The organism is Paraburkholderia madseniana, from assembly GCF_009690905.1.
GTDB classification, from domain to species: Bacteria; Pseudomonadota; Gammaproteobacteria; order Burkholderiales; family Burkholderiaceae; genus Paraburkholderia; species Paraburkholderia madseniana.
The window spans coordinates 35,207-60,316 of sequence record NZ_VOSW01000045.1; the positions used below are offsets into that span (position 1 = coordinate 35,207).

A 25,110-nucleotide genomic window follows, 5' to 3' on the forward strand; every position below is an offset into this window, starting at 1 on the left:
ATGGTCATAGCGGTACGAGGCGTCTGACGGCGTGTGGAGCGGCAAAGGAGCGAGCGAGAAACGCCTGTGGCGTGAGCGTACCTGAACGGCAGTGATCCAACAACGATGGCAGCGAGGCGCACCGGCGCGGACCGCCTGGCCGTCGATACCGGAGTAAGACCATATTTAAAGTTTTCTCCAGCATCGGTTTCGTTTAGCATCATTGCCACTTTCACAAGAACACCAAGAGACATGGCACTGATCGCTCGAAACATCCTCGGTATTGCCGTCCTGCTGCTTATCGCTTTCATCTTTTCGACCAACCGGCGCGCCATCCGCTTACGGACTGTAATTGCGGCGCTGCTTGCGCAGATCGGGATCGGCGCTTTCATTCTCTTCGTGCCGGTCGGCAAGACGGTGCTCGCCGCTGCTGCATCCGGCGTCAATCACGTACTCGGCTATGGCAACGCGGGCATCGAGTTCCTGTTCGGCGGCCTCGTGCAATCAAAGATGTTCCAGGTCTTCGGCGACGGCGGCTTCGTTTTCGCCGTGCGGGTGTTGCCGGCCATCATCTTCGTGACCGCGCTCATTTCCGTGCTGTACTACATCGGCGTGATGCGCTGGATCGTGATCGTGCTCGGCACGATATTCCACAAGCTGCTCGGTGTATCGAAGCTTGAATCTTTCTCGGCCGTGACCACGATCTTCCTGGGTCAAAGCGAAATGCCTGCCGTGGTCAAACCGTTCACGCGCGACATGACAGGCGCTGAAATGTTCGCGGTGATGTCGAGCGGCATGGCGGCGGTTGCCGGTTCGGTGCTCGCGGGCTATGCGGGTCTCGGTGTGCGGATTGACTATCTGCTGGCCGCGTCGTTCATGGCGGTGCCCGGCGGCTTGCTGTTCGCCAAGATCATTCACCCGACCACCGAGCCGAGCCGCGTGCACCTCGAGGACCTCAGCTTCGACGAAAAGCGTCCCGCGAATGTGATTGAAGCCGCGAGTTCCGGCGCGACTGTGGGTTTGAAAATCGCCGTGATGGTCGGCGCGATGCTGATCGCGTTCGTCAGCCTGATCGCGTTGCTCAACGGCATTGTGGGCGGCATAGGCGGCTGGTTCGGCCATCCGCAACTGTCGATGCAATCGGTGCTCGGTACGGTGTTCGCACCGCTCGCGTATCTGATCGGTGTGCCGTGGAGCGAAGCCGCAATCGCCGGCAATTTCCTTGGTCAGAAGATGATTCTCAACGAGTTCGTCGCTTATGCTTCGCTGTCGCCGTATCTGAAAGATGCCGCCAGCGTGAGCGCGGCCGGCCTGCGGGCGCTCGATCCGCGTACCCTTGCTATTCTGTCGTTTGCGTTGTGCGGCTTCGCGAACTTTGCGTCGATCGCGGTGCTGACCGGCGGCTTTAGCGCCGTCGCGCCGGAACGCCGCGCCGAAGTCGCACGCTACGGCCTGCGTGTCGTGCTCGCCGCGACGCTCTCGAACCTGATGAGCGCCACGATTGCGGGCATGTTCCTGACGCTGAATTGAATCGAATCGAGGATCGTTGCATGAATATGGAACAACTGCTGGAACGCGCGGGCGTCGCGCGAGAAAAGGCCTATGCGCCTTATTCGAAGTTCAAGGTCGGCGCCGCGCTGCTGACTAAAGACGGCACTGTATTCGACGGCTGCAACGTCGAGAATGCCTCGTACGGACTGTGCAATTGTGCTGAACGTACGGCGTTTTTCAGCGCGATTGCCGCGGGCTATCGGCGCGACCAGTTCGCCGCGCTTGCCGTGATCGGCGATACGGATGGACCGATCGCACCGTGCGGCGCGTGCCGCCAGGTGATCATCGAACTGGGCGGCCCCGAATTGCCGATCCGGCTCGGCAATCTGCATGGCGCCACCCGCGACACCACCGCGCGTGAACAATTGCCGGACGCGTTTTATCTATGAGCAAGCAGAAAGTTATCTACGACACCGATCCTGGTGTGGACGACGCGATGGCGCTCGTTTTTCAGGCGCTGCATCCGGACATCGAATTGCTGGGTCTGACGAGCGTATTCGGCAACGCCACGATCGAGACCACCACGCGCAATGCGCGTTTTCTGGCCGGGCGGTTCGTGCCGGGCGTGCCGGTTGCGCAGGGCGCCGCGGCACCGCTCAAGCGCGCGGCACCTGAACCGCTCGCCTGGATTCACGGCGACAACGGGCTTGGCAACATCGCGATTGAAGCCGCTCCTGAAGCCGCGCTCGATGCACGTCCCGCGCATCGTTTCATCATCGACACGGTGCGCGCCCATCCCGGCGAAGTTACGTTGATCGCGGTGGGCCCGCTTACGAACCTGGCATTGGCGCTGGCCGACGATCCGCAGATCGCGCCGCTCGTCAAACAGGTGGTCATCATGGGCGGCGCGTTCGGCACGGACGGCGTGCTCGGCAACGTGACGCCGGCCGCCGAAGCGAACATCCTCGGCGACCCCGATGCTGCCGACATCGTGTTCGGCGCACCGTGGCCGGTTGCGATCGTGGGGCTCGACGTCACGCAGCGCACCATCATGAGCCAGGATTATCTGGCGTCGCTGCGCGATCGCGGCGGTGCAGCAGGGCGGTTCGTGTGGGACGTGTCGCGGCACTATGAGGCCTTTCATGAGCAAAGCGCGCAACTCAAGGGCATTTACGTACACGACTCGTCGGCAGTCACTTATGTGCTGGCGCCGCATCTTTATACGACTCGCAGTGGTCCCGTACGAGTGCTGACGGACGGTATCGCGGTGGGCCAAACCATCCAGAAGCCTTCTACGATGCCGGTGCCCGCGCCGGACTGGGACAGCCGGCCCGACAGCACGGTCTGCCTCGACGTGGATGTGCCCGGGATGCTCGCACTCTACGAGCGCACCATTTGCGGCACGCTGTAGGGCGATCTTGTGACGCTGCCGCCGTTTGCTAAGGGATGCCACCTCTTAAGCACCTCTCTCTTCGTGCAGCCTGGGGCGTAGCAGACGGCTGGCGGCGCGGCGATTGATCCGACGCGATTGATCTGACATAAAGAACAACGCGGAAACAACGCGGAAACGGCGTGGCAAACACCGCGGCCGCGGTGCAATGCAGCAAACCGGCCAGCCATTGTGGCCGATGCGTATCGTCAATCTTTGCTACATTTCTGCAGACGTGCTGCGCAGGCGGTCTTCGTAGCCTTTGCATACCGATCCGGCGCGCGTGACCCACATCTATCAAGAGGCAAAAGATGCGAATTCTAGTAGTAGGGGCGGGCGCCGTGGGCGGCTACTTCGGCGGACGTCTCGCAGCGGCGGGCCAGGACGTGACCTTCCTCGTGCGCCCCGGCCGCGCGGAAAAACTCGCGCGTGACGGCCTCGTCATCAACAGCCCGCGCGGCAATCTCACGTTGCACGACGTCAAGACGATACTCGCCGGTGTCGGCGCGGAGCCGTTCGATCTGGTGCTGCTCAGTTGCAAAGCCTACAGTCTCGACGACGCGATCGATTCATTCGCACCGCTGGTCGGCGAATCGACGCTGATTCTGCCGATGCTCAACGGCATGCGCCATATCGAGGTGCTCAAGGAAAAGTTTGGTGCGTCACGCGTGCTGGGCGGTCAATGCGTGATCGCGGCGACGCTCAGCCCCGAGCAGCACGTCATGCATCTGAACGAAACGCACGCGATCACCTTTGGTGAACTGGACGGCGGCGCGTCCGAGCGTGTCCAGGCGATCGCGGATGCGATGGCCGGCGCGAATTTCGATACCGTAGTCAGCGACAACATCCTGCTACGCATGTGGGAAAAGTGGGTGTTCCTGGCCACACTGGCGGCCAGTACGTGCTTGATGCGCGGTTCGGTCGGCGATATTCTGGCTGCGCCTGACGGCAAGCGCATCGTCGAAAACCTGCTCGGCGAGTGCCGTGGCGTCGCGGAGCACAACGGCTTTACGATGGGTCCGGACTTCGATGCCCGAGCTACCCAAACGCTCTTCACGCCTTCGCCGCTAACCGCTTCGATGTTGCGCGACGTCGAAAACCACTCGCATACCGAGGCGGATCACATTCTCGGCGATCTGATCTCGCGCGGCGGCGATGCACAGAAGGGCGAGCACGGCTTATCGCTGCTGCGTATCGCCTATAGTCATTTGAAGACGTATGAAGCGAGGCAGACCCGTACGTCCTGAATGACCGGAACGCGGACGACGGAGACGGTCACAGCAGCCTAACGTTTCGGAGGTGAAGCATGCCGAGTCCAACCGGATCCGTACCCGCGCTCAGTGCCGCTTCGGCGACGATCTTCTCGATCGGCATCGTTTTTCTCGGCTACTGGGGCTTGTACGAGCCGACCAAATGGCGAGCCTCCGACGTCTTCGTCTTCGTGTTTGCGATGATCGGCTTCGGCTGCCTCGGGCTCGTGCCGTGGATGGCGACGAGCCCGGTTGAACCGGAAAACAGCGACGTCCGCATTCGGGTTGCGCGGCACATGTTCCTTATCGGCGTGCTGTCAATCTGGCTGGGCGTGGCGATTTCGGTGATCTTCTGATTAACGCTCGATCTGCCTGTTCCAGCGCGTATCCCACTGCGCGCGATGCGCATTGATCGTGTCCCAATCCACCACGGTCACCTTCTTCACCAGATCGTCGACGTTACCCAGGCTTTGCTGCATCGGCGGCGTCATCTTCGCGAGACGATTGGTCGGAATCTGCTTGCCGGCCTCGGCCGCTTTTGTCTGCGCCGGCGCGGACAGCAGGAACTGCGCGAGTTTCTGTGCCAATTGCGGATCCGGGTTGTTGTTGACCACGCACAGATCGACCAGCAGCAACACCGGACCTTCCTTCGGACTCACATAGCCGACCGGAATGCCCTTGTCCTGCAGATCGCTGACGGCAGTCGGCGTCAACGGGAACAGACCCGCTTCACCGGTCTGGACCATTTCGGAAATCTTCGCCGAATTCGGCACGTACTCCACCACGTTCGGGCCGACTGTGCTGGCCCATTTCGTGAAGCCCGGTTCGACGTTCTGCTCGCTGCCGCCCATCAAACGGTTGATCGCCAGAAAGCCGTGCAGGCCGAAGGTGCTGCTCGAAGCTGACTGGAACACCACCTTGCCCTTGTACTTCGGATCGGCAAAGTCCATCCATGAGGTGGGCGGCGCCCAGCCTTTTTCAGCGAACAGCTTCTTGTTGTACGCGATGCCGGTCATGCCGAGTTGCACGCCCGCGCCCATGTCGTCCTTCATGCGCGCGAACGGATAGAGCTCCTTGAGTACCGGCGAGTCGTCGAGCTTCTTGCACACGCCCATGCTGACCGCGCGCGCCATCACGCCGTCGTCGAGAAACACCACGTGGATCTGCGGATTGGCCTTGTTGGCGAGCAGCTTGGCGAGAATGTCCGACGAGGTGCCGGGCACCACGACTACTTTGACATTGTTGGCTTTCTCGAAGTCGGGCAGCACCTGGCTCGTATAGGCCTTTTCCATAGGACCGCCGTTCATGCCGATGTAGATGGTTTTGGTCTCCGACCATGCCGGCGCGGCCGCACCGAATGCGCACAATGCGGCCAGCGCCGCGATCGTCTTGAACAGTTTCATTGAGAGGCTCCTGAGTTTCATTAAACGATAACGAGGCGATGACTGAGCGATAACTAAGCGATAACTAAGCGATAACTAAGCGACGGACGGCGCAGCAACAGCAGCGAAGCGATTGATCGAAAAAGCGTCGAGCGGTGTGGTTGTGGCGCCGTCGATCACGAGATCCGCGAGTATTTCGCCGACGCCCGGCGCCAGCAGAAACCCGCCGCCCGAAAAGCCGAACGCATGCAACAGTCGCGGCACCGTGCGGCTTGCACCGATGATCGGGTTGCTGTCGGGTGTTTCGCCTTCCACGCCGCTCCACGTGCGGATCAGCAGCGCCTCGCGCAACGGGGGCAGCAGGGCGCACGCATCGCGCATTACCGCGCGAGTGGTTTCCGTCGACGGTTGACCGTACTCGCCGTCGCCATGTCCGCGCCCGCCGCCGATCACGCAATTGCCGCGCGCCACTTGCCGTGCGTAGATGCCGCCGCCGTACACGCCGAGGTTGTGCGTGATGAAATGCGGCAGCGGTTCGGTGACCCACATGTTTGGGTAGATCGGTTTCATCGGCGCGGTTTCGCCGAAGTAACCGGCGACCGTATTCGCCCATGCGCCGGCGGAGTTGATCAACCAGTCGGCGCTGATGCGCGTGTCGCCTGCTCGTAGCTGGAAGCGCGTGCCGTCGTGATGGATGTCGGTCAGTTCGGTTTGCTCGCGCACATCCGCGCCTGCGGCGCGCGCGGCGCGGGCGAACGCGGGTGAGACCAGACGCGGATTCGCATGGCCATCGGTCGCACAAAGCGAGCCGCCGACCGCTGCAGCGCCCAGCCATGGATAGCGTTGCCGGAACGTGGCGCCGCTGATGACTTGCGCTTGCAGTCCGTGGCCGCGCGCCATGTCCGCCCATGCTTCGAGCGCGGCAAGATCGGCTTCGCTGCGCGCGAGCCGCAAATGTCCCGACACAGTGAATTCTCCGTCGATGCCGATCAGCTCCGGCAAGCGGTCCCAGATGCGCCGTGCGCGCATCGCAAGCGGCATCTGTTCGGCCGGCCGTCCCTGGACGCGCACGCCGCCGTAGTTCACGCCGCTTGCCTGTGCGCCGCAATAGCGCCGCTCGAACAGGCCCACGCGCAAGCCGCGCCGCGCGAGCGCCAACGCTGCCGATGAGCCGACCAGGCCACCGCCCGCAATCGCCACGTCGTAGTGCAGGGTGTCACTCATCGCGCGCCTCCTCGGGAATCTCGACGACGTCGTCGGCATACATCGCCGGCGATAGCGGAATCGGTTTGACAGGCGGCTGGCTACGCAAACGGCCTACTGCTTCGAGGGGTTTGCCGGTTTCTGCCGCAAGCAGCGTCAATGCCGCTTCGCCGCACATGCGTCCCTGGCAACGGCCCATGCCGACGCGAGTGAGCGCTTTCAGTCGATTGATCTCGTTCGCTTCGCCACCGCGGATGCAGCGCCGCAAGGTGCCTGCATCGATTTCTTCGCAACGGCACACGGTCATGTCGTCGGGCCATTGTGCTGCGCATTTTGCGGGCAGTGCAAATGCCGCTTCGATACCTTGTCGAAACACCGCGATACGTTGCAGGCCGCGCTCGAGGGAAGCCGCGTCGCGCATGCCGAGGCCACGTGGATGAGCGATGCCGAGGTCGTCGAGTAGCGCGAGCGCGGTGCGGCGGCCGGCGAGTTCGGCAGCGTCGGCGCCCGCGATGCCCGCACCGTCGCCCGCCAGATAGATGCCGCGCACGGAGCTGCGGCCGGCCGGGTCGAGTTCGGGTAGCCAGCAACGATTGTGCGTATCGAAGCGGAAGCGGCACCCGGCGAGATCGGCGAGTTGGGTTTCAGGCTTCAGGCCGAAGCTGATGCCGACGGCGTCGCATGCGATGGATTCGGTTTTCGAACCGTCGGCCGAAGAACACCATTCAATTGCACTCACACCTTGGTCGCCACGAATGCCGATCAGGTTCACATCGCGTTCGATCCGCACGCCGTGGATCTTTAGCCAGCCGACGTAGTAGAGCCCTTTCGCGAACGTTGCAGGTTGCCGCGCGAGTTTCGGCGCCGCCGCAATCTGCTGCGATAGCGGACTCGTGTCGAGTACAGCTACCACCTGTGCACCGGCTTTCACGTACTGATAGGCCACGAGATAGAGCAGCGGCCCGGTACCAGCGAGTACCACGCGCCGGCCGATCGCACAGCCTTGCGCCTTCAAAGCGACCTGCGCCGCGCCTAGTGTGTAGACGCCGGGCAGGGTCCAGCCCGGCACCGGCAGCACACGATCGGTGGCGCCGCTCGCGATGATCAGATGCGAAAACGGCACACTGATTTCCCGTCCCGCGTGCAGCGTATCGAGACGGCCCGGTGCACAAGCCCAGGCCAGTGTGTCGGGGCGATAGTCGAGATGCGGAAGCAGCGCGGCCATCGTCGTATGTAATGCGTCGGCCTTGTGCGCTTCAAAACCGTAGAGCGTTTTCTTCGAGCGCTGGAACGCGCCGTTCGCAGGCGGTTGACGATAGATCTGTCCACCCCAGCGAGCGTTTTCGTCCAGCACGATGGGCTTGATGCCGGCCGCCACCAGCGTTTCGGCGGCGCGGACGCCCGCCGGTCCCGCGCCGACGATCACCACGCGGTGTTCGTTGCTCATTGCGTGTCTCCGTTTGCCGTCGCGGCAGAGGTAGCAGCAGTCGGAGCAGAGACGGGAGAGACAGCAGCAGTGGCAGCAACGGAAGCAACTTCAGCGAGCCGCGTGACCACCCGCATACCCTGCGTCACCAGTGTCGAGCACGCGCGCAAACGCAGACCCTCTTCGGTACGCATCCAACAATCCTGGCAAGCGCCGATCAGGCAGAAGCCGGCGCGTGGCGCGCCGCTGAATTCGCTTTCGCGCACGCGACGTTGTTGCATCAGCACGGCGGTGAGCAGCGTATCGCCTTGCAACGCGGTGACTTCATGACCATCGATAAAAAAGCTAAGCGGTTCACGCTGCGTCTCCGCAACGCGAACGAATTGCGCATCGCGTTTCGGCGCGGCGGATTCGGAGGACGGCAAATTCGACGGCATGTTAGAGAGAGCAGTAGAAGACATCAGTGCTGGCCGATCAGAATCCGGTTGAGCCCATATACGCGATCGAGCAGCAGCATCGCGCCGGCGGTGATGAAGATCACCAGCGCGGAAACGGACGCCATCATCGGGTCGATCGATTCGGTCGCGTACATGTACATGCGCACCGGCAGCGTGACGGTTTGCGGCGAAGTGACGAAGATCGACATCGTCAGTTCGTCGAAGCTGTTGATGAACGCGAGCAACCAGCCACCCGTAATGCCAGGCAGAATCATCGGGAAGGTGATGCGGCGAAACGTGGTCCATGCATCAGCACCGAGCGAGTGCGCGGCATGTTCCACACTGCGGTCGAGACCGCTGACCGAGGCCAGCACGAGCCGCATCACGAACGGCGTGATGATGATCATGTGCGCGAGCACAAGCCACGCGAACGAACCGGTCGCGCCGATCAGCGCGAAGAAGCGCAGCAGTGCGATGCCGAGCACGAGACCGGGAATCACCAATGGCGACAGCAGTAAGCCGTTAAGGAAACCGCGTCCCGGAAAGCGCGCACGACCGATGGCCAGCGCGGCAGGCAAAGCGACGATCAAGGACAACGTTGCCGAGGCAAACGCCAGCTTCAGGCTGTTGAAGAACGCCGAGATAAAGTCCGGGTAATTGAGGATCGCGCGGAACCAGCGCAGCGATACGCCGTGCGTGGGCAACGTGAGCGTTTCGTCAGGCGTGAAGGCGACCAGCACCACGATCACGAGCGGCGCGAGCACGAACGCGATGACGAGCGTGTGGAAAATCAGCGCAATGGGGCCGTTTTTTCTCATGATGATCTCGGGAGGTTTAGCCGAGGCTTCTGGTGTACTTGCGTTCCAGAACCCGGTAGTAAGTGAGCATCACGATCAGATTCGCGACCAGCAGCAGGAGGGCAATGGTCGCGCCGAGCGGCCAGTTCAGCGAGCCGAGGAATTCGTCATAGACGGCGGTTGCGGCGACTTTCAGGCGCCGTCCGCCGAGCAGTCCGGGAATCGCGAACGCGCTCGCCGACAGGCCGAACACCATCAGGCTGCCCGACAAAATGCCCGGCGTGAGTTGCGGTAACACGATGCGGCGCAGCGTGGTGGCGGGGGAGGCCATCAGCGAAAGCGCGGCATTTTCCGTTTGCGGGTCGAGCTTCTGCAACGCGGTCCACACGGGAATCACCATAAACGGCAACATCACGTGCACCAGTGCAATCACGATCGCAAAGGTGGTGTATTCGAGCTTGTACGGTCCGAGCCCGATAAGACCGAACGCCTGATTCACGAGGCCGTTGCTGTTGAGCAGCATGCTCCAGCCGAACGCGCGCACCACGACCGAGACCAGCAGCGGTGCGAGGATGATCAACAGGAACATCGAGCGATACGGATCGCGCATGCGCGACAGCACGTAGGCTTCGGGCGTGCCGATCACGATGCACAGCAGGGTGGTCAGAAAGGCAATGCCGAAGGTGCGCAGGAAGATCGTGTGGAAATACGACGATTGCAGCACTTCCGCATAGTTGCCGAACTGGAATGCGGCGAGCGGGCCGCTCGACGGATCGAAGCGGTAGAAGGTCAGCACCAGCGTCATCACGAGCGGCACCAGCACGAGCGTCGCAAACAGCAGGAAAGCCGGCGCGCACATCAGCCACAACGGCAGGAACGCCTGCCACGGCGCGCGGCGCGCATTGCCGGTCTTCATGCTGTCGTTGTTCGAAGCGGGCAGCGTACTAGCCATGATGCGCATCCCGTTGAATGAAGCGGATCGCCTCGCTGTTCCAGTCGACGCCGACCGCCGCGCCTTCCGGCAACGGTTCGGTGCCTTCGTTCTGGCAGCACACCAGCACTTCGCCGAGCCGGCTGTCCACGCGGTACAACCATTGGCTGCCGAGGAAGAAGCGGCTCGTCACGGTGGCAGCCAGACGTCCCGCGTTCGGCGCACACAGGCGCAGTTTTTCCGGACGAATGCACAACGTGACCGCATCGCCGACGCCGATCACGCGTTCGCGCATCGGCAGTTGCGCGGTGTGGCCCGTCTCGGCGAGATCGTGTCCGAGGTCGATGCGGATCGCGTCGCCGTCGCGCGCCACCACGGTGCCCGGCAGCATGTTCGCCTTGCCGATGAACTGCGAGACAAATCTGTTTTCAGGCCGTTCGTACGCTTCGTACGGCGTGTCGATCTGCGTAATGCGGCCGGCTTCCATCACCACCACTCGGTCGCTGATCGACAGCGCTTCTGACTGGTCGTGCGTGACCATGATGGTGGTCGTGCCGATCTTGCGTTGAATGGCGCGCAGTTCGAACTGCATGTCTTCGCGCAGCTTGGCGTCGAGGTTCGACATCGGTTCGTCGAGCAGCAACACGGGCGGCGCGATCACGATCGCGCGAGCAATCGCCACACGCTGCCGCTGGCCGCCGGACAACTCGCGCGGAAAGCGGTGCGCGAGCGCATCGAGCCGCACCAGTGCCAGTGCTTCGCGCACTCGCTCCTTGCGTTCGGCCTTGTCGATGTTGCGCATCTCCAGACCGAAGCCGACGTTTTCTGCGACGCTCATATGCGGAAATAGCGCGTAGCTCTGGAACACGATGCCGAGACCGCGTTTGTTCGGCTTCATGTGAGTGATGTCGCGGCCGTCGAGCGTGATGCGGCCGCGCGTCGTTTCGACGAAGCCCGCGATCATCTGCAACGTGGTGGTCTTGCCGCAACCCGACGGTCCGAGCAGCGAAACGAACTCGCCTTTCTCAACCGACAGGTTCACGTCGGCGACTGCCTGCAGATCGCCGAACGATTTCGCTACGTCCGTGAGTGTGAGGAACGACATGATCTGGCCTTTGGATGGATCGACACCGGTTCAATCGGCTACTGCCTCGATGGAGCCGACTCTATCCAGCCAAATTGCATGGCGTCAATTTCAAATTCCGTTTGACGGTATAAGTTTAGAAAAAATTCCGATGAGCGGAATAGATTCGGCAAGACTGGCATCGATCATTCCGTTCCATGACGTCCGGAAAATCCCTATGAATCAGAATAAAGTGCAAATGGAACGGGCGTGCCGGGAATATTCCATTCATGGATAATTCCCTCTATAGTGTTCCGGTCAATGAAATAAATCGGAGCGACAGAGATGAATGCTGCCACCAAACGAGATGCCGATCCCGCACTGGCCGATACCGGCAGTCCGCCCGGCCCCGGGATGCTGGAGCGCGCCTTCGCGGTGATCCGTGCGTTATCCGAAGCGCAACCCGACGGAGGCCGCGTCACGCGTCTCGCGAAGGCGGTGGGTCTCACGCAAGGCACGGTGCATCGCATTCTTCACGCGCTGATCGCGGAAGGCATCGTCGAGCAGGACGAAAGCTCAAAGCTTTATCGGCTGAGTGTCGATTTCTTCGCGCTCGCCGCGCAGGCCGGCAATCCGAGCGGCATGCGCACGCTGTGCCGTCCCGCGCTGCTGCGGCTGTGCGCGAGTCTTGGCGACACGATTTTTCTGCTGGTCAAAAGCAGCTTCGACGCGGTGTGTCTCGACATTTGCGAAGGGCCGTTTCCGATTCGCTCGTTCACCGGCGATATTGGCGGGCGCGTGGCCTTGGGTGTCGGTCAGGGGAGTCTGGCGATTCTCGCGTTCCTGCCGGAAGCGGAGCGTGAAGAGATCATCCGCTTTAATGTGCCGCGCATTCGCGGCTATGGCGTGCTCGACGAAGTGTATTTGCGCACCGAGATCGAGCGTGTGCGCCAACTCGGGTACGCGGGCCGCAATAGTGGGGTACTCGACGGCATGGCGGGCGTGGCGGTGCCGATTCTGGATCGCACGGGTGTCGCGGTGGCGGCGCTGAGCGTGGGCACGCTGGCGGCGCGTCTCGGCGACGATCGCCTGCCGATGGTGGTCGAATTGCTGCGCCGTCAGGCGGATGCGATCGGCCCGCAAACCAATCCCTTCGATGTCGCGTTGCGCCGGCCGATGCATGGTTTGTCGCGGGCGATGACTACCGAGCGGATCGCGGGGTAAGCTGAAACTGAAACTGAAACTGAAAGCGAAAGGGGCGTCACGTTGAGGCGAAATGTGACGCCCTTCGATTTTCAAAACAGCGAGAAACCCGCTCGCTTTAGAACACCTTCACCGGCACATTCACCACCAACCGGTACTCCATATTGTTGCCATCGGAGTAATAGCGCGAGGCGTTGTGCCACATCGCGATGAACGTGACCTTCGTGTCCTTGAAGCGGCCGCTCTGCAGCGTATAGCTCGGAATGAAGCCGAACTCGTGATGGTGGCCGTGCACCGGTTCACCGTTCTTCCAGTACAGGTTGTGCAGCGGCGCGGACGCCGAAGCATTGTCCGCGGCACCCGCCGACGCATCCGCACCCCAGCCGTACTCGCCCCAGAACATCGCCTTGAACCCCGGCACGCCGGCGTATTTGCCGTCGAACGTGTAGCGCAATTGCAGCGACTGCTCATGCGGCGCGTTGTAGTCGACGTCCATCGAGTTGGTCAGGTAGATACCGTTGGTCTCGTTGACGTAGTCGAAGAACTGATCGCCGAGCACCTGCTGGTAACCGAGCAGCAGCGCATGTGGGCCGTGCTGTGCGGAAACCGACAGGCTGTACGCGTTGCTGTTGATATGCCCCTGGCGTGATGCGCCGGTATCGTGCGTCGAGTAGATATTCGCGAGACCGCTCCACTTGATCGTGGTCGGGTCGCCGAACGACTGCGCGACCGAGCCGTAGTACTGACGCCAGACGTCGTCCGCCTGGTCGACGTACAGCGCCATTTCGCCGTTCTTCGCGTAGTGCCACGTTCCGCCCACGTAAGTCAGGCGGTCGATGCGCGTGCCGCCGTACGAGGTGGTCAGGTTAGTCAGGTTCGTGTGGCCGCGTGCATCGACTTTGGTGAAACTGCCGGCCTCGAGCGTCGTGTGAACCAGATCGTTGCTGACCATCGAGACACCGAGGAACGTCGGCGGCAATGCGCGGTTGTCATGCGGTTCGAGGAACGGATTGGTGACGGTCTGCAGACCGTACTTCACGACCGTTTCCGAAATACGTCCCTTGATGTCGTACATGCCGGGGTAAGCCCACGCGAGCTGCTGCGAGCCGCCGCCGTCCTTGCCGACGTGTACCATGTTGCCGGCGCCGTTGCCGCCGTCGAGCTTGAGCGCGGCGAACAGTGACGCGTCGACACCGAAGCCAACCAGGCCCTGCGTGAAACCGGATTCGTAGTTGACTTGCGCACCCTGAACCCACGCGTGACGATAGATCGAGGTGGGCGCCTGGAAGTAGTCGGAATAGTTGCGGAACTGCAGGTTCAGATGGCTATCGGCGATAAAGCCCTTGCTCGCTGCCTGGCTCGACGGCGGGGTGGGTGGCGTCACCGTCTGGCTGGCTTCCGCATTGACGACGGCATTGGTGGTGTCGGGTTGATCGTTGCGCACCTGGCCGCCCTGTTCGGCTCTGCGCTTGCCGGGCGTGTTGGCTTGCGAACTTTGCGAGGCGGGCGTTGCTTGCGATCGTTGCGTAGGAGAGGAAAACGTTTGCGCGAGTGTTTGAGTTTTCGTCGTATCGGAGGTGGGCTCCAGTACGACGTCGTCGGCGTAGGCACTCGCGCCGATGGTCAGCGCGGGCAGCGTGAATGCGCAGTAAAAGAAGGTGGCTGCATTAGTTTTTTTTGACCACTTTTCTGTTCGGCTATCTTTCATGTAGTACGTCTCTGTTATTTTGGTGAGTCTTTGGCTGGCGTTTAGCCACTCCACGCGTATCGTTTGTCCCGCTGATGGCAGGACGAACGAATCCAACGGCGCGGCGGCCCGCCGCGCCGGGGAATACGGTTTAAATTTTCAGACTGATCTCTTTAGCGATGCCCCAAGGGGACTGCTATGGGGGCGTCGTTCACGCGAATGCACGCGACGCGTGTCGCGCTCGCACCATGCGTGACAGCCTGTGGAATCTCGCTGGCGCAGGCCTCGATCGCATCCGGGCAGCGCGTGCGAAACGCGCAGCCGGAGGGTGGGCTGAGCGGCGACGCAATCTCGCCGCGCAACAGCAGATGACGGCGGGCGCGTTCAACCACCGGATCGGGCACCGGCACGGCCGACAGCAACGCACGCGTGTACGGATGACGCGGCGTGCCATATACGTCGCGCTTGTCGCCGAACTCCATCACACGACCCAGATACATCACCAGCACGCGGTGGCTGATCGCCTTGACGACGGCGAGATCGTGCGCGACGAACAGCAGTGACAGCGACAACTCGCGCTGCAGATCGCGCAACAGGTTGACGATTTGCGCCTGGATCGAGACGTCGAGCGCCGACACCGGCTCGTCGCAGATTACCAGTTGCGGTTCGCCGATCAACGCGCGCGCAATCCCGACGCGCTGACACTGGCCGCCGGAAAACTCATGCGGATAGCGGCGCAGATGCTGCGCGTTGAGACCGACGCGTTCGAGCATGGTCAGAACGCGCCGTTGCACGTCGGCGCGGGCAATGTCCTGGCCATGCGTGCGCAAGGGTTCGGCGACGATCTGTTCGATCGTCATGCGCGGATCGAGCGAGGCGAGCGGGTCCTGGAAAATCATCTGCACGTCGCGGCGCAAGCGCGAGGTATCGCGATGCGCCCCCGTCAGAACGGTTTCCTTGTCGAGCCAGCGCACGCTGCCGCTAGCCACCGGCGCGAGCCCGATGATCGCGCGCGCCAAGGTGGACTTGCCGCAGCCCGATTCGCCGACGAGGCCCACGGTTTCGCCGCGCCGCACGCTGAACGACACGCCGTCCACCGCGCGCAGCGTCGCTTTGCCTGACCATGGAAAGCCGCCGCGCGGCACGCCGAACTGCACCTTGAGATCGTCGACTGACAACAGCGTTGCCGGACTTTGGCCCTGGCTTGCAATGGAAGTGGCGTTCATACGTGTTGTACCTCCATGATTTCCTGCACTGGCCGGTGGCACGCGCGCAACGCATCGGCAGCCGTAGGCGACGCGATAAGCGCAGGCCGCGACTCGCGGCAGCGGTCGGAGCAATACGTGCAGCGCGGCGCGAATGCGCAGCCTTCGCCGACTTCGCCGGGTAACGGCGGGTTGCCGGGAATGGTTTGCAGCGGACGGTCATCGTCGTCGGTGAGGCGCGGCAGCGCGTTCAGGAGACCGATCGTGTACGGATGGGTTGGTGCGGCGAACAGCGTGGCGGCGTTCGCCTGCTCGACGGTTTGGCCGGCGTACATCACCATCACGTCGTCGCACAAACCGGCCACGACGCCCATGTCATGCGTGATCAGAATGATCGCGGTGCCACGTTCGCGGTTCAGTTCGCGCAGCAGTTCGATGATCTGCGCCTGCACGGTCACGTCGAGCGCGGTGGTCGGCTCGTCGGCGATCAGGATTTCCGGCTCGGAGAGGAGGGCCATGGCGATCATCACGCGTTGCCGCATGCCGCCGGAGAACTCGTGCGGATACATATTGATGCGCCGCGCGGCATCGGGAATACGCACCGTTTCGAGCGTTTCGATGGCGCGGCGGCGCGCTTCGCGGCGCGACATCTTGCGATGCAGTTGCAGCGTCTCGGTCATCTGCCGTTCGATCGTCAGGAACGGATTGAGCGAGGTCATCGGGTCCTGGAAGATCATGCCGATGCGGTCGCCGCGAATCCTGTTCAACGCGGCTTCGTTCATCGTCAGCAGGTTTTCGCCGCGATAGGTCGCGGCGCCCGACACCTTGCCGTTGCCGGCCAGGAGGCCGAGCAGCGCCATCACCGTCTGGCTTTTGCCCGAACCCGATTCGCCGACGATGCCAAGCGTGCGGCCCGCTTCGAGCGAAAACGATACGCGCTGCACCGCGTCGACGGGTGCGCCCTCGCGGCGCGTGAAGCGCACGCTCAGGTCTTTGACTTCGAGTAGCGGCATGTCAGCGGTCCTTCGGGTCGAACGCGTCGCGCAGACCATCGCCGACGAAATTCACGGAATACAGGGTGATGCACAACATCACGGCCGGGCACAGCAGCAGCCAGGGCATCGAATCGAGTTTCTGCGCGCCGTCCTGGATCAGCACGCCCCAGCTCGTCATGGGTTCCTGCACCCCGAGGCCGAGGAACGACAGTACCGATTCGGTCAGCACGATATTCGGTACCGTCACGCTCGCGTACACCACCACCACGCCGAACAGATTCGGCACGATGTGGCGAGCGATGATCGAACGCGAACTCACGCCGATCGCACGGGCGGCGTCGATGAATTCGCGCGAGCGCAGCGACAGCGTCTGACCGCGCACCACGCGCGCCATGTCGAGCCACGAAAACGCGCTGATGGTGAGGACGACCAGATAGAACGCGCGGCCGAACAGCGTCATCATCAGGATGGCGATCAGCATGTAGGGGATCGCGTACATCATGTCGACGATACGCATCATCACCGCGTCGACGCGGCCACCCAGATAGCCGGCGGTGGCGCCATACGCCACGCCGATCAGTCCCGACACCAGTGTGCCGAGCAGGCCGACTTCGAGCGACACGCGCCCGCCCTGCAGCGTGCGCGCGAGCAGGTCGCGGCCGAGTTCGTCAGTGCCGAACCAGTGCATGTTTTGCAGCGTGGGCGCGAGGCTGATCGCGCTCCAGTCGCTATCGATCGGATTATTCGGCAGGAACCACGGACCGGCCACGCAGGCAATCACGATCAGCAGCAAGACGACAAAGCCGGCGAACGCCGCGCGGTTGCGCACGAAGCGCGCGGCAGCGGTGGCGAGCGGGCCGCGCGAACGCGGCGCGTTGGCAATGGCCGCGAGCGGATCGAGCGCCGCGGCAGTCGTTTGAAATGAGCGGGCCATGGATCAGTACCGGATGCGCGGATCGAGCCATGCATACGCGAGGTCGACCAGCAGATTGAACAGCACGGCGACGGCGGTCGTCAGCACGACGAGGCCGAGCACGAGGGTGTAGTCGCGATTGATCGCGCCGTTGACGACCAGCTGGCCGAGACCCGGCAGCGCGAACACCGATTCGGTGACCACGGCCGCGGTGATCGACGAGATGCAGATCGAGCCGAGCAGCGACACGACCGGCATCAGCGCGGGCTTCATCGCGTGGCGCAACACGATCGTGCGGCCCGGCAGACCTTTGGCGCGCGCTGTGCGGATGAAGTTACCCGACAGCACTTCGATCATGCTGCCGCGCATCACGCGCGCGATCCCGGCAACGTTGATGATGACGAGCAGCACGATCGGCAGCACGCGATAGCGCCACTCGCCTTCGCCCCAGCCGCCGGCCGGCAGCCAGCCGTGGCCTTCGGAAGTCTTCAGCAGAATCGCGAAGATCCACACCAGCACCGGCCCGAGCACGAACGGCGGCACCACGTTGCCGATATTGCCGAGCACCATCACGAAGTGATCGACGAAGCGGTCACGCCGCACCGCGGCCAGCGTGCCGAGCGCGACGCCGATCACCAGTGCGATCGGCACCGATACGCCGCCGACGCCGAGACTCACCGGCAACGCCTTCCACACCAGATCGTTGACGCTCCAGTCGGCGTAGCGGAACGACGGGCCGAGGTCGCCGTGCAGCAGCGAGCCCAGGTAGTGGAGGTACTGCAGCCACAACGGTTCGTCGAGGTGATACTTGGCGTTGAGGTTCGCGAGCACGGCCGCCGACAGGTGTTTCTCCGTGTCGAACGGCCCGCCGGGGGTGAGGTGCAGCAGCAGATAGCACGCGGTGATCACGGCGAGAATCGTCGGGATCGCCCAGAGCGTGCGGCGCAGCGTGTAAGCCAGCATGACGGTGCTCCCGCGCTTAGTGCTTGATCAGATACATGTCTTGCGTGGCGCGCTGGTCGACGTAATTGGTCGACGTGTAGCCGCCGACATACGACTTGACCAGCCGGTCCGCCGAGTACTGGAAGAGCGATACCAGCGGGTAGTCGTTCATGGCCAGATCGTGCGCCTGCGTGAGCAGGGCGGTGCGCTTCGCGTCGTCGAGTTGCAGGTTGCCTTCATCGACCAGTTTGTCGACTTGCGGGTTGCAGTAGCGCTGATCGTTCTGCACGCTGTTGCAGCGTATCAGATCGAAAAACGAGTTGGCGTCGTTGTAGTCGACGAACCAGCCGTCGCGCGAGGCCTGCACCTTGCCGTCGTGGCGTTGCTTGAGCAGGACCTTGTATTCGACGTTTTCGAGCTTGGCGGTCACGCCGAGCTTGGTGCGCCATTCCGAGGTGGCAAACAGCGCGACCTTCTTGTGCAGGTCGTTGGTGTTGTAGGTGAGGGTGAACGTCAGCGGCTTCGCGTCCGAATAGCCTGCGGCCTTCAACAGATTGCGCGCGTAATCGACGCGCTTGGCCATCGGCCAGCTTACCCAGTCAGGCGTGAAGACGTTCGAGCCTTCCGTGCCCTTGGCGATCAGGCCGTACATCGACACCTCGCCGTCGGCCGTTATACGCTTGGTCAGCAGGTCGCGATCCAGCACCATCGCCAGCGCCTGGCGCACTCGCTTGTCCTTGAATGCCGGGTCTTCGTTGTTCAGGCTGTAGTAGTAGGTGGCGATCTGCAGGCCGGTTTTCAGTTCGGAGCCGAACTGTTTGCTGACCTGCGCATAGATGCCCGACGGAATCGAATACGTGTAGTCGAACTGGCCGGCCTGATACATGCGCATCGCCGTTTCGTCGTTTTCGATCGGCAGATAGGTCACTTTCGTGATCACGACCTTGCTGGCGTTCCAGTACGTGCTGCTTTTGGATGCCACCAGCCGGTTGCTCGGCTGCCAGTCGGTCAGCACATACGGGCCGTTACCGACGAAGTTGCCCGGACGAGTCCAGTCGCCGCCGAATTTGGTCACGGTCTCACGATTGACCGGGGCCATGGCCGGCATGGCGGTCAGTTGCGGGAAGAAGGCGGCCGGCACTTCGGTGGTGACTTCGAGCGTGTACGGATCGACGGCACGTGCGGCGAGGCTCGTCAGCGGCGCCTTGCCGGCGAGGATCGCCTTGGCGTTCTTCACGAATTCGACCAGCACCGTGTATTTCGAACCCGTTTTCGGATCGAGCACGCGTTGCCATGCATAGATGAAGTCAGCCGCCGTGACCGGCTGGCCATTGCTCCAGCGCGCATCGTGGCGCAGCTTGAAAACCCACGTAGTCGGCCCGGTGCGCGTCCACGATTGCGCGACGCCCGGCACGATCGCGCCGGCCGCGTCGATGCGCGTCAGACCTTCGAACATGTCGAGCGCGATCGTGTCGCCGGTCCAGGATTCGATATGCGCGGGGTCGAGCGATTCGGTTTCGGCCGGTACCTGGCGGGTCATTTCCTGGCTTGCGGCGAGGGTGACACCTGCGGGTACGTTGACGGCGAAGGCGGAGGGCTGAAACGTAAGGACGAGCGCGGTCAGCGCCGTCGCGTAAGCAAACGGGGTTTTCATCGGTTGAGGTCGCAGGAAAGGTCGAGAGAAGAACGCGCTGGCGCCAGGGCGCCCGGTTATCTGCGGTGCTCGGGGCAGGGCGGCCCTTGTTGCCCGTGTTGGTTGCGCGACATGCAGGATTCCTTACATTTCGTAATGCAGGCAAACCCTGGCCGGATCAACCGGAAAAGGTGCCTGCTTTTTAAAACAGTCTCGGTGTACCCACCCAGACGACCACCGTCTCGATACGCGCGGTATTCGCCCAGCTATGAGGCACCGTCGATTCGTAATGCGCGCTGTCTCCCGCGTGCAGCACGAACGTCTTACCTTCCAGCGTCAACGACACTTCGCCGCTGATCACATACATAAACTCTTCACCGGCATGCGTGGTGACTTCCGAGCGTTTCTGCCCGGGCGGCATCCTCACGAGGATCGCTTCGAGCTGACGGCCGCCCGTCAGATTAGTCAACCGTGCAAACAGATTGGCTGAGTCTGCAAAACCGAAAAACTTCAACTGATCGCCGCGGCACATCGAGCGTTCTTCGCTTGGCGTGTCGACGAAATACTGCACCGTCACCCCGAGTGCGTGGGCAATCCCGGCCAGCGAAGTGATGGACGGTGACGCCAGACCGCGTTCGACTTGCGACAAAAACGGTTTGGAAATCCCCGCCGCTGTTGCCGTTTCATCCAGCGTGCGCTTCAGCCGTTGCCGCAGCGCGCGGATCTTGCTCCCAAGTTCGAGTGCCGGGTTGTTCTTTTGAATTGTCGTGACCATAGCAGGAGGAAATTAGCCCGTCAAAATTTGTTTGATATAAGTAAATATGGTTTGATTGCGGTCCAGGCCGGGGTGGCGGGCCGTTCAGCGCCCGGTCGTGCAAGGGGCCGCAATTTCGAGACAACGCTCTATGTTGCCAGAACCGAAATCCGCGCCAGCCGTTTTGACCGGCAATCGGCGAGAAACTGAAAGCGGATGCGGTAAAGACTGCTGTATGCAATGGGTGTCGGCATTGATGCAAATTGAGGATCAGGAGACGTTAAAGGCATGACATCAAAGACTATTTTCAGCCACGCCCGACTGGGGAACGAAGGAATATGGCGTGTAAGAACAGGTAATTGGCGTGGCATCAGTGAATTCCCTGAGTGACGAACCGTGCTTCTGTTTGCAGAATCAGGCCCGCTTGGCGGATGGGCGCACGTGTTTGTATCAGACGCGACGCCAACCGCTGTTTTTTATTCCGCGCGCAGCGATCCTGCGCGGCGGAGCATTGTCCGGCACGTTCCATCAGAACGCTCGCCGGCATGAGGACATGACTATCACTGCCGATTTTTCCCGCCGTGGGCTGTGTGCCCGCCGCCCGGCGCGGCCGTCATCTGCCGCCCGCCGGATAGCCGTTCCCCACAATGCTTTATCATTGAGCCCGTTCCGCTTGCCGGAACCCGAGCCCGATGTGGCGCAGCGTCCCCCAAGGGCAGTTCCTTCGGGACGTCCCGCGTGGCGGGCCTCCATCCCATTCCCTGGTTTTTCTGCTGGTACCGGCGCCTCGCTTTGCAACCTGGTTTGCAGATGAGCGCGTAGCTGAGCGTGCCGCTCGCTACGCACATGCTATGCAAATGCGTGTGCCGCGGTCGCGCGGGCTCCGCCGACCGTTTTCCCAGATCCAGTTTTTCGCGCCGTGTGGCCAGTCCGCGTGCCGCTGCAACCGTAAGAACAAGAGGTACATGATGAATTCGTCCAATCCCGCCAGCGCACCGGTCTCGCAGACCCGTTCGTTCTCGACGGTCTTTCTGATCGAGATGTGGGAGCGCTTTGGCTACTACGGGATGGCCGCGCTGCTGGTCCTGTTCATGATCGACAAGCTGAACTTCACCGACAGCCACGCCACCCTCACGTGGGGCGCGTTTACGGCACTGGTGTATGCCTCGCCGTCGATCGGCGGCTGGATCGGCGACAAGATTCTCGGCGCGCGCCGCACGATGATCTTCGGCGCCGGCGTGCTGGCAGCCGGCTATCTGATGCTGGCGTTACCTAATGAGCAATTGAGCTACATGTACGCGTCGCTCGGCGTGATCGTGGTGGGCAACGGGCTGTTCAAGGCGAACGCCGCGAATCTCGTGCGTCGCATCTACGAAGGCGACGACGCGCGCATCGACAGCGCATTCACGATCTATTACATGGCGGTCAATATCGGCTCGACGGTGTCGATGCTCGCGACGCCGTGGATCAAGGATCATTGGGGCTGGCATACGGCATTCGCGGTCTGCTGCGCCGGCATGCTGCTGTCGGTGCTGAATTACTTCATCATGTTCCGCACGCTCGCGCATATCGGCTCCACGCCGGACGCCGAACCGATCCGCTGGAAACGCGTCGGCGCGGTTGCATTGGGCGGTATCGTGCTCGGCACGGTCACGATGTTCGTGCTGCAGCACAAGGCGATTGCGGTGGCTTGCGTGTACACGGCGGGCGTCGCGATTCTGGCGATCTTCGGCTACATGCTGGTGAAGTGCGAACGCTCAGAGCGCTCGGGCCTGGTGGCGGCGCTGATCCTGACCGCGCAGGTGATCCTGTTCTTCGTGTTCTACGTGCAGATGTCGACGTCGCTCACGCTGTTCGCGCTGCGCAACGTCGATCCACGTTTCATTCTGTTCGGCCAGACGTGGTTCACATGGAGCGCCGCGCAGTTCCAGGCGCTCAATCCGATCTGGATCATGTTGCTGAGCCCGGTGCTCGCGCTGCTCTATACGAAGCTCGCGAAGAGCGGCAAGGACGTGCCGGTCGCGGTGAAGTACGCGTTCGGCTTCGCGGTGGTGGCGGCCGGCTTCTTCGTCTATGCGGCGAGCGGTAACTACGCGGTGAACGGCCGCGTGTCGTCGTGGTTCATGGTGGGCGGCTACGGTTTGTATTCGCTCGGCGAATTGCTGGTGAGCGGCCTCGGCCTCGCGATGATCGCGCGCTACGTGCCGGCGCGGATGAGCGGCTTCATGATGGGTGCTTACTTCGTGGCGACCGGTGTTTCGCAGTATCTGGGCAGCGTGGTGGCGAACTTCGCGCAAATGCCTGCGGGCAATCTCGATCCGCTCGAATCGCTGCCGCTGTACACCAAGTTGTTTAACGGCTTGGGTTGGCTTGCGGCGTTGGGCGCGCTGATCGCCGTGCTGCTGTTGCCGCTGATGCGCAAGCTCTCGCGTGAGCATCAGCGTTGCGGCGATGAAGCGCGTGAGAACGCGCGGCAAGCGGCTGCATTGAATGGAGTAGTGGCGGAGTAATCGCTTCCGGTAGTGCAACAAAAATGGCGCGCCTCGTATTACAGAGGCGCGCCATTTTGCGTTTTATGCGCGGTTCCTTGTCGTAAATGTCCGGTACGTTTCTGCTCCGATGGCGGCGACGGAGGTAAGCTTACGGCCGGTATTGGTCTTTCGGAATAAGCATTTCCCGGATATTTAAGGTAACCACTCGGATGGACATCCATATCGCGGTCGACGGGCGTCACGATCTGTCCGGACAGATCTACCGGCAGTTGCGTGCCGGCATACTCGAAGGGCGCCTCGCCGGCGGCACGCGTTTGCCGTCCACGCGCGATCTCGCCACGCAATTGGGCGTCTCGCGCAAGACCACACTCGAAGCATTCGAACGCTTGCTCTCTGAAGGTTATCTGAGCGCCCGCGCCGGTTCGGGCACCTTCGTCGCCGACGGTCTGGAGCGTCTGCCGATGGAGCGCTCGTCGCATGCACTGGCGGTTGAGTCGGCGCGCGAGCGGGCGAAGGCGAAGCCGAAAGCGGCAGCGCGTGCCCAACCGCTGTGGGAAGAGATGCCCGAGACTTTGCCATTGCCGCGGCCCACGGTGGCCTCGCCGCACGATTTCGTCGGCGGCGCGACCGACAAATCGCTGTTCCCCTTCGACGTCTGGCGCCGCTGCGTGAACCACGCATTGCGTGTGCAGGCGCGCAGCCCAGGCACGTATCGCGACGTGGCCGGCGAACAGGAATTGCGCCTCGCGATTTCGCGCTACCTGGCGTTCAACCGGGCGGTCGCGAGCAACTGGGACGACGTGATCGTCACGCAAGGCGCGCAGCACGCGCTCGATCTGATCGCGCGCATCACATTGCGGCCCGGCGAGATCGCGGCGCTCGAAGACCCAGGCTATCCGCCGGTACAGGCGTGCTTCACGGCCACGGGCGCACGCGTGGTGCCGGTGCCGGTGGACGCCGAAGGCCTGATCGTGAGCAAGCTCCCGGACAAGGCGCGGATCGTCTACGTGACGCCCTCGCATCAGTTCCCGCTCGGCATGCCGATGAGTCTGGAGCGGCGCGTCGAGTTGCTCGAATGGGCGCAGAAACGCGGCGCCGTGATCATCGAAGACGACTACGACTGCGAGTACCGTTTCGAAGGCCGGCCGATGGAGCCGCTGAAGAGTCTCGACCGCGCCGGTCTGGTCGCATACGTGGGGACGTTTTCGAAGACGATTTTTCCGGAACTGCGGGTCGGCTACGTGGTGCCGCCGGCCTCCCTCTATGGCCCGCTTCTCAAGGCCCGACAGATTGCCGACTGTCACGGCTGCACCCTCACGCAAACCGCGCTCGCGACCTTCATGCTCAACGGCGACTTCGCCAAACATCTGAGGCGCATGCACAAGACCTATGCGGCGCGCCGCGCGATGCTGCTGAAGCATTTGCAGGGCGACCTCGCGCCGTGGTTCGAACCGATTGTGCCGACCGCCGGCATCCATATGGCGACGTGGCTGAAGGCGCCGTTGACCGAGGAGGCGCTAGTGAGCGCCGCGCGTGAAGCGTCGATCGGTTTGTATGGGCTCGCGCCGTTTTATCAGCGTGCGAAGCCGCAGCCCGGTTTGATGTTGGGTTACGGCAGCATTGCGGTCGAACATATCGACGCGGCCCTTACCAGGCTCGCCGACATTCTGCCGCGGCTCGCCCGCTGACGACTCAAAACACGCTCGAACATTACTTAAGCCTATCCTTGAAACGGCCTGCGATTTTCTGTCGCAGAGCAATGTTAGCCGCCCCTTGCAGAGACTTTCGCTGCAGGGGGCGTGTTTTTTCCGTCGCGTGAATCGGCGTGGCGAACGCGTCGGCGAGTCACGGTTTCGCCATCGAGTCGCTATCCGTCGACGATCGCCCGGTGCCGAAAG

Annotated in this window: 22 protein-coding genes; 8 read left to right on the plus strand and 14 right to left on the minus strand. The window is 62.5% G+C overall.

All coding sequences use genetic code 11. The features are described from left to right. The first annotated feature begins 231 nt into the window (after window positions 1-231). From FSO04_RS23235 to FSO04_RS23255, 5 genes are all read left to right on the plus strand, one after another. Window positions 232-1,509, plus strand: coding sequence for a NupC/NupG family nucleoside CNT transporter (locus FSO04_RS23235; protein ID WP_154562875.1), 1,278 nt, complete (start codon window positions 232-234; stop codon window positions 1,507-1,509). 20 nt (window positions 1,510-1,529) lie between these two features. Further along, window positions 1,530-1,919, plus strand: a complete 390-nt coding sequence (locus tag FSO04_RS23240; RefSeq protein WP_115776755.1) for a cytidine deaminase — start codon at window positions 1,530-1,532, stop codon at window positions 1,917-1,919. Then, window positions 1,916-2,881 (plus strand): nucleoside hydrolase, encoded by a 966-nt coding sequence (locus tag FSO04_RS23245; RefSeq protein WP_154562877.1) that lies wholly within the window; start codon window positions 1,916-1,918, stop codon window positions 2,879-2,881. Before FSO04_RS23240 ends, FSO04_RS23245 begins: the two co-directional genes overlap by 4 nt. A gap of 329 nt (window positions 2,882-3,210) precedes the next feature. Next, window positions 3,211-4,146 carry a 2-dehydropantoate 2-reductase gene (gene panE, locus FSO04_RS23250; protein ID WP_154562879.1) on the plus strand — a complete coding sequence of 312 codons (936 nt, stop codon included), beginning with the start codon at window positions 3,211-3,213 and terminating at the stop codon, window positions 4,144-4,146. A gap of 59 nt (window positions 4,147-4,205) precedes the next feature. After that, on the plus strand, window positions 4,206-4,505 hold the full coding sequence (locus FSO04_RS23255; RefSeq protein ID WP_154562881.1) for a hypothetical protein: 300 nt from the start codon (window positions 4,206-4,208) through the stop codon (window positions 4,503-4,505). On the opposite strand, the gene FSO04_RS23260 is transcribed toward FSO04_RS23255, so the two are convergent. The 7 genes from FSO04_RS23260 to FSO04_RS23290 all read right to left on the minus strand — a co-directional run bounded on the left by FSO04_RS23260 (window position 4,506) and on the right by FSO04_RS23290 (window position 11,430). Beyond that, on the minus strand, window positions 4,506-5,552 hold the full coding sequence (locus FSO04_RS23260) for an ABC transporter substrate-binding protein (RefSeq protein ID WP_154562883.1): 1,047 nt from the start codon (window positions 5,550-5,552) through the stop codon (window positions 4,506-4,508). A 75-nt stretch (window positions 5,553-5,627) separates the two neighbouring features. Further along, entirely contained in the window at window positions 5,628-6,755 is a 1,128-nt protein-coding gene (locus FSO04_RS23265) for an NAD(P)/FAD-dependent oxidoreductase (protein WP_154562885.1), read from the minus strand. Then, window positions 6,748-8,181, minus strand: coding sequence for an FAD/NAD(P)-dependent oxidoreductase (locus tag FSO04_RS23270; RefSeq protein ID WP_154562888.1), 1,434 nt, complete (start codon window positions 8,179-8,181; stop codon window positions 6,748-6,750). Before FSO04_RS23270 ends, FSO04_RS23265 begins: the two co-directional genes overlap by 8 nt. Beyond that, the gene (locus FSO04_RS23275) at window positions 8,178-8,621 is read right to left on the minus strand and encodes a (2Fe-2S)-binding protein (protein WP_233464956.1); all 444 of its coding nucleotides are present in this window, start codon (window positions 8,619-8,621) and stop codon (window positions 8,178-8,180) included. Before FSO04_RS23275 ends, FSO04_RS23270 begins: the two co-directional genes overlap by 4 nt. Then, window positions 8,621-9,415, minus strand: coding sequence for an ABC transporter permease (locus FSO04_RS23280; protein ID WP_054040373.1), 795 nt, complete (start codon window positions 9,413-9,415; stop codon window positions 8,621-8,623). Before FSO04_RS23280 ends, FSO04_RS23275 begins: the two co-directional genes overlap by 1 nt. A gap of 16 nt (window positions 9,416-9,431) precedes the next feature. Next, window positions 9,432-10,346, minus strand: coding sequence for an ABC transporter permease (locus tag FSO04_RS23285; protein WP_154562890.1), 915 nt, complete (start codon window positions 10,344-10,346; stop codon window positions 9,432-9,434). Continuing rightward, a complete protein-coding gene (locus FSO04_RS23290; RefSeq protein WP_154562892.1) occupies window positions 10,339-11,430 on the minus strand; it encodes an ABC transporter ATP-binding protein in 1,092 nt (363 codons plus the stop codon). Before FSO04_RS23290 ends, FSO04_RS23285 begins: the two co-directional genes overlap by 8 nt. 303 nt (window positions 11,431-11,733) lie before the next feature. Here FSO04_RS23290 and FSO04_RS23295 point away from each other — a divergent pair, with 303 nt between their 5' ends. Next, on the plus strand, window positions 11,734-12,612 hold the full coding sequence (locus tag FSO04_RS23295; RefSeq protein ID WP_154562894.1) for an IclR family transcriptional regulator: 879 nt from the start codon (window positions 11,734-11,736) through the stop codon (window positions 12,610-12,612). A gap of 97 nt (window positions 12,613-12,709) precedes the next feature. Here the strand turns inward: FSO04_RS23295 and FSO04_RS23300 are convergent, their stop codons facing one another. The 7 genes from FSO04_RS23300 to FSO04_RS23330 form a co-directional block, all read right to left on the minus strand. After that, window positions 12,710-14,299, minus strand: a complete 1,590-nt coding sequence (locus FSO04_RS23300; protein ID WP_154562896.1) for an OprD family outer membrane porin — start codon at window positions 14,297-14,299, stop codon at window positions 12,710-12,712. A 152-nt stretch (window positions 14,300-14,451) separates the two neighbouring features. Then, entirely contained in the window at window positions 14,452-15,504 is a 1,053-nt protein-coding gene (locus FSO04_RS23305) for an ABC transporter ATP-binding protein (protein ID WP_154562898.1), read from the minus strand. Next, entirely contained in the window at window positions 15,501-16,496 is a 996-nt protein-coding gene (locus tag FSO04_RS23310; RefSeq protein ID WP_154562900.1) for an ABC transporter ATP-binding protein, read from the minus strand. The genes FSO04_RS23305 and FSO04_RS23310 overlap by 4 nt, the downstream gene beginning before the upstream one ends. A 1-nt stretch (window position 16,497) precedes the next feature. Then, window positions 16,498-17,412 carry an ABC transporter permease gene (locus FSO04_RS23315; RefSeq protein WP_154562902.1) on the minus strand — a complete coding sequence of 305 codons (915 nt, stop codon included), beginning with the start codon at window positions 17,410-17,412 and terminating at the stop codon, window positions 16,498-16,500. 3 nt (window positions 17,413-17,415) lie between these two features. Continuing rightward, on the minus strand, window positions 17,416-18,354 hold the full coding sequence (locus FSO04_RS23320) for an ABC transporter permease subunit (protein WP_054040391.1): 939 nt from the start codon (window positions 18,352-18,354) through the stop codon (window positions 17,416-17,418). A 16-nt stretch (window positions 18,355-18,370) separates the two neighbouring features. After that, window positions 18,371-19,987 (minus strand): peptide ABC transporter substrate-binding protein, encoded by a 1,617-nt coding sequence (locus FSO04_RS23325; protein ID WP_154562904.1) that lies wholly within the window; start codon window positions 19,985-19,987, stop codon window positions 18,371-18,373. 181 nt (window positions 19,988-20,168) lie between these two features. Continuing rightward, window positions 20,169-20,741: a cupin domain-containing protein gene (locus FSO04_RS23330; protein ID WP_154562906.1), complete on the minus strand. Its 573-nt coding sequence runs from the start codon at window positions 20,739-20,741 to the stop codon at window positions 20,169-20,171. A 947-nt stretch (window positions 20,742-21,688) separates the two neighbouring features. Here FSO04_RS23330 and FSO04_RS23335 point away from each other — a divergent pair. Both FSO04_RS23335 and pdxR read left to right on the plus strand, forming a co-directional pair. After that, window positions 21,689-23,230: a peptide MFS transporter gene (locus FSO04_RS23335; RefSeq protein WP_154562940.1), complete on the plus strand. Its 1,542-nt coding sequence runs from the start codon at window positions 21,689-21,691 to the stop codon at window positions 23,228-23,230. A gap of 191 nt (window positions 23,231-23,421) precedes the next feature. Then, entirely contained in the window at window positions 23,422-24,900 is a 1,479-nt protein-coding gene (gene pdxR / locus FSO04_RS23340; RefSeq protein WP_154562908.1) for a MocR-like pyridoxine biosynthesis transcription factor PdxR, read from the plus strand. Window positions 24,901-25,110: the final 210 nt, after the last annotated feature.

What these genes read in the sequence shown, in the direction of transcription:
- FSO04_RS23235 (WP_154562875.1), top strand. Translation starts at nt 232, where the DNA reads ATGGCACTGATCGCTCGAAACATCCTCGGTATTGCCGTCCTGCTGCTT.
- FSO04_RS23240 (WP_115776755.1), top strand. Translation starts at nt 1,530, where the DNA reads ATGAATATGGAACAACTGCTGGAACGCGCGGGCGTCGCGCGAGAAAAG.
- FSO04_RS23245 (WP_154562877.1), top strand. Translation starts at nt 1,916, where the DNA reads ATGAGCAAGCAGAAAGTTATCTACGACACCGATCCTGGTGTGGACGAC.
- panE (WP_154562879.1), top strand. Translation starts at nt 3,211, where the DNA reads ATGCGAATTCTAGTAGTAGGGGCGGGCGCCGTGGGCGGCTACTTCGGC.
- FSO04_RS23255 (WP_154562881.1), top strand. Translation starts at nt 4,206, where the DNA reads ATGCCGAGTCCAACCGGATCCGTACCCGCGCTCAGTGCCGCTTCGGCG.
- FSO04_RS23260 (WP_154562883.1), bottom strand. Translation starts at nt 5,552, where the DNA reads ATGAAACTGTTCAAGACGATCGCGGCGCTGGCCGCATTGTGCGCATTC.
- FSO04_RS23265 (WP_154562885.1), bottom strand. Translation starts at nt 6,755, where the DNA reads ATGAGTGACACCCTGCACTACGACGTGGCGATTGCGGGCGGTGGCCTG.
- FSO04_RS23270 (WP_154562888.1), bottom strand. Translation starts at nt 8,181, where the DNA reads ATGAGCAACGAACACCGCGTGGTGATCGTCGGCGCGGGACCGGCGGGC.
- FSO04_RS23275 (WP_233464956.1), bottom strand. Translation starts at nt 8,621, where the DNA reads ATGTCTTCTACTGCTCTCTCTAACATGCCGTCGAATTTGCCGTCCTCC.
- FSO04_RS23280 (WP_054040373.1), bottom strand. Translation starts at nt 9,415, where the DNA reads ATGAGAAAAAACGGCCCCATTGCGCTGATTTTCCACACGCTCGTCATC.
- FSO04_RS23285 (WP_154562890.1), bottom strand. Translation starts at nt 10,346, where the DNA reads ATGGCTAGTACGCTGCCCGCTTCGAACAACGACAGCATGAAGACCGGC.
- FSO04_RS23290 (WP_154562892.1), bottom strand. Translation starts at nt 11,430, where the DNA reads ATGTCGTTCCTCACACTCACGGACGTAGCGAAATCGTTCGGCGATCTG.
- FSO04_RS23295 (WP_154562894.1), top strand. Translation starts at nt 11,734, where the DNA reads ATGAATGCTGCCACCAAACGAGATGCCGATCCCGCACTGGCCGATACC.
- FSO04_RS23300 (WP_154562896.1), bottom strand. Translation starts at nt 14,299, where the DNA reads ATGAAAGATAGCCGAACAGAAAAGTGGTCAAAAAAAACTAATGCAGCC.
- FSO04_RS23305 (WP_154562898.1), bottom strand. Translation starts at nt 15,504, where the DNA reads ATGAACGCCACTTCCATTGCAAGCCAGGGCCAAAGTCCGGCAACGCTG.
- FSO04_RS23310 (WP_154562900.1), bottom strand. Translation starts at nt 16,496, where the DNA reads ATGCCGCTACTCGAAGTCAAAGACCTGAGCGTGCGCTTCACGCGCCGC.
- FSO04_RS23315 (WP_154562902.1), bottom strand. Translation starts at nt 17,412, where the DNA reads ATGGCCCGCTCATTTCAAACGACTGCCGCGGCGCTCGATCCGCTCGCG.
- FSO04_RS23320 (WP_054040391.1), bottom strand. Translation starts at nt 18,354, where the DNA reads ATGCTGGCTTACACGCTGCGCCGCACGCTCTGGGCGATCCCGACGATT.
- FSO04_RS23325 (WP_154562904.1), bottom strand. Translation starts at nt 19,987, where the DNA reads ATGAAAACCCCGTTTGCTTACGCGACGGCGCTGACCGCGCTCGTCCTT.
- FSO04_RS23330 (WP_154562906.1), bottom strand. Translation starts at nt 20,741, where the DNA reads ATGGTCACGACAATTCAAAAGAACAACCCGGCACTCGAACTTGGGAGC.
- FSO04_RS23335 (WP_154562940.1), top strand. Translation starts at nt 21,689, where the DNA reads ATGAATTCGTCCAATCCCGCCAGCGCACCGGTCTCGCAGACCCGTTCG.
- pdxR (WP_154562908.1), top strand. Translation starts at nt 23,422, where the DNA reads ATGGACATCCATATCGCGGTCGACGGGCGTCACGATCTGTCCGGACAG.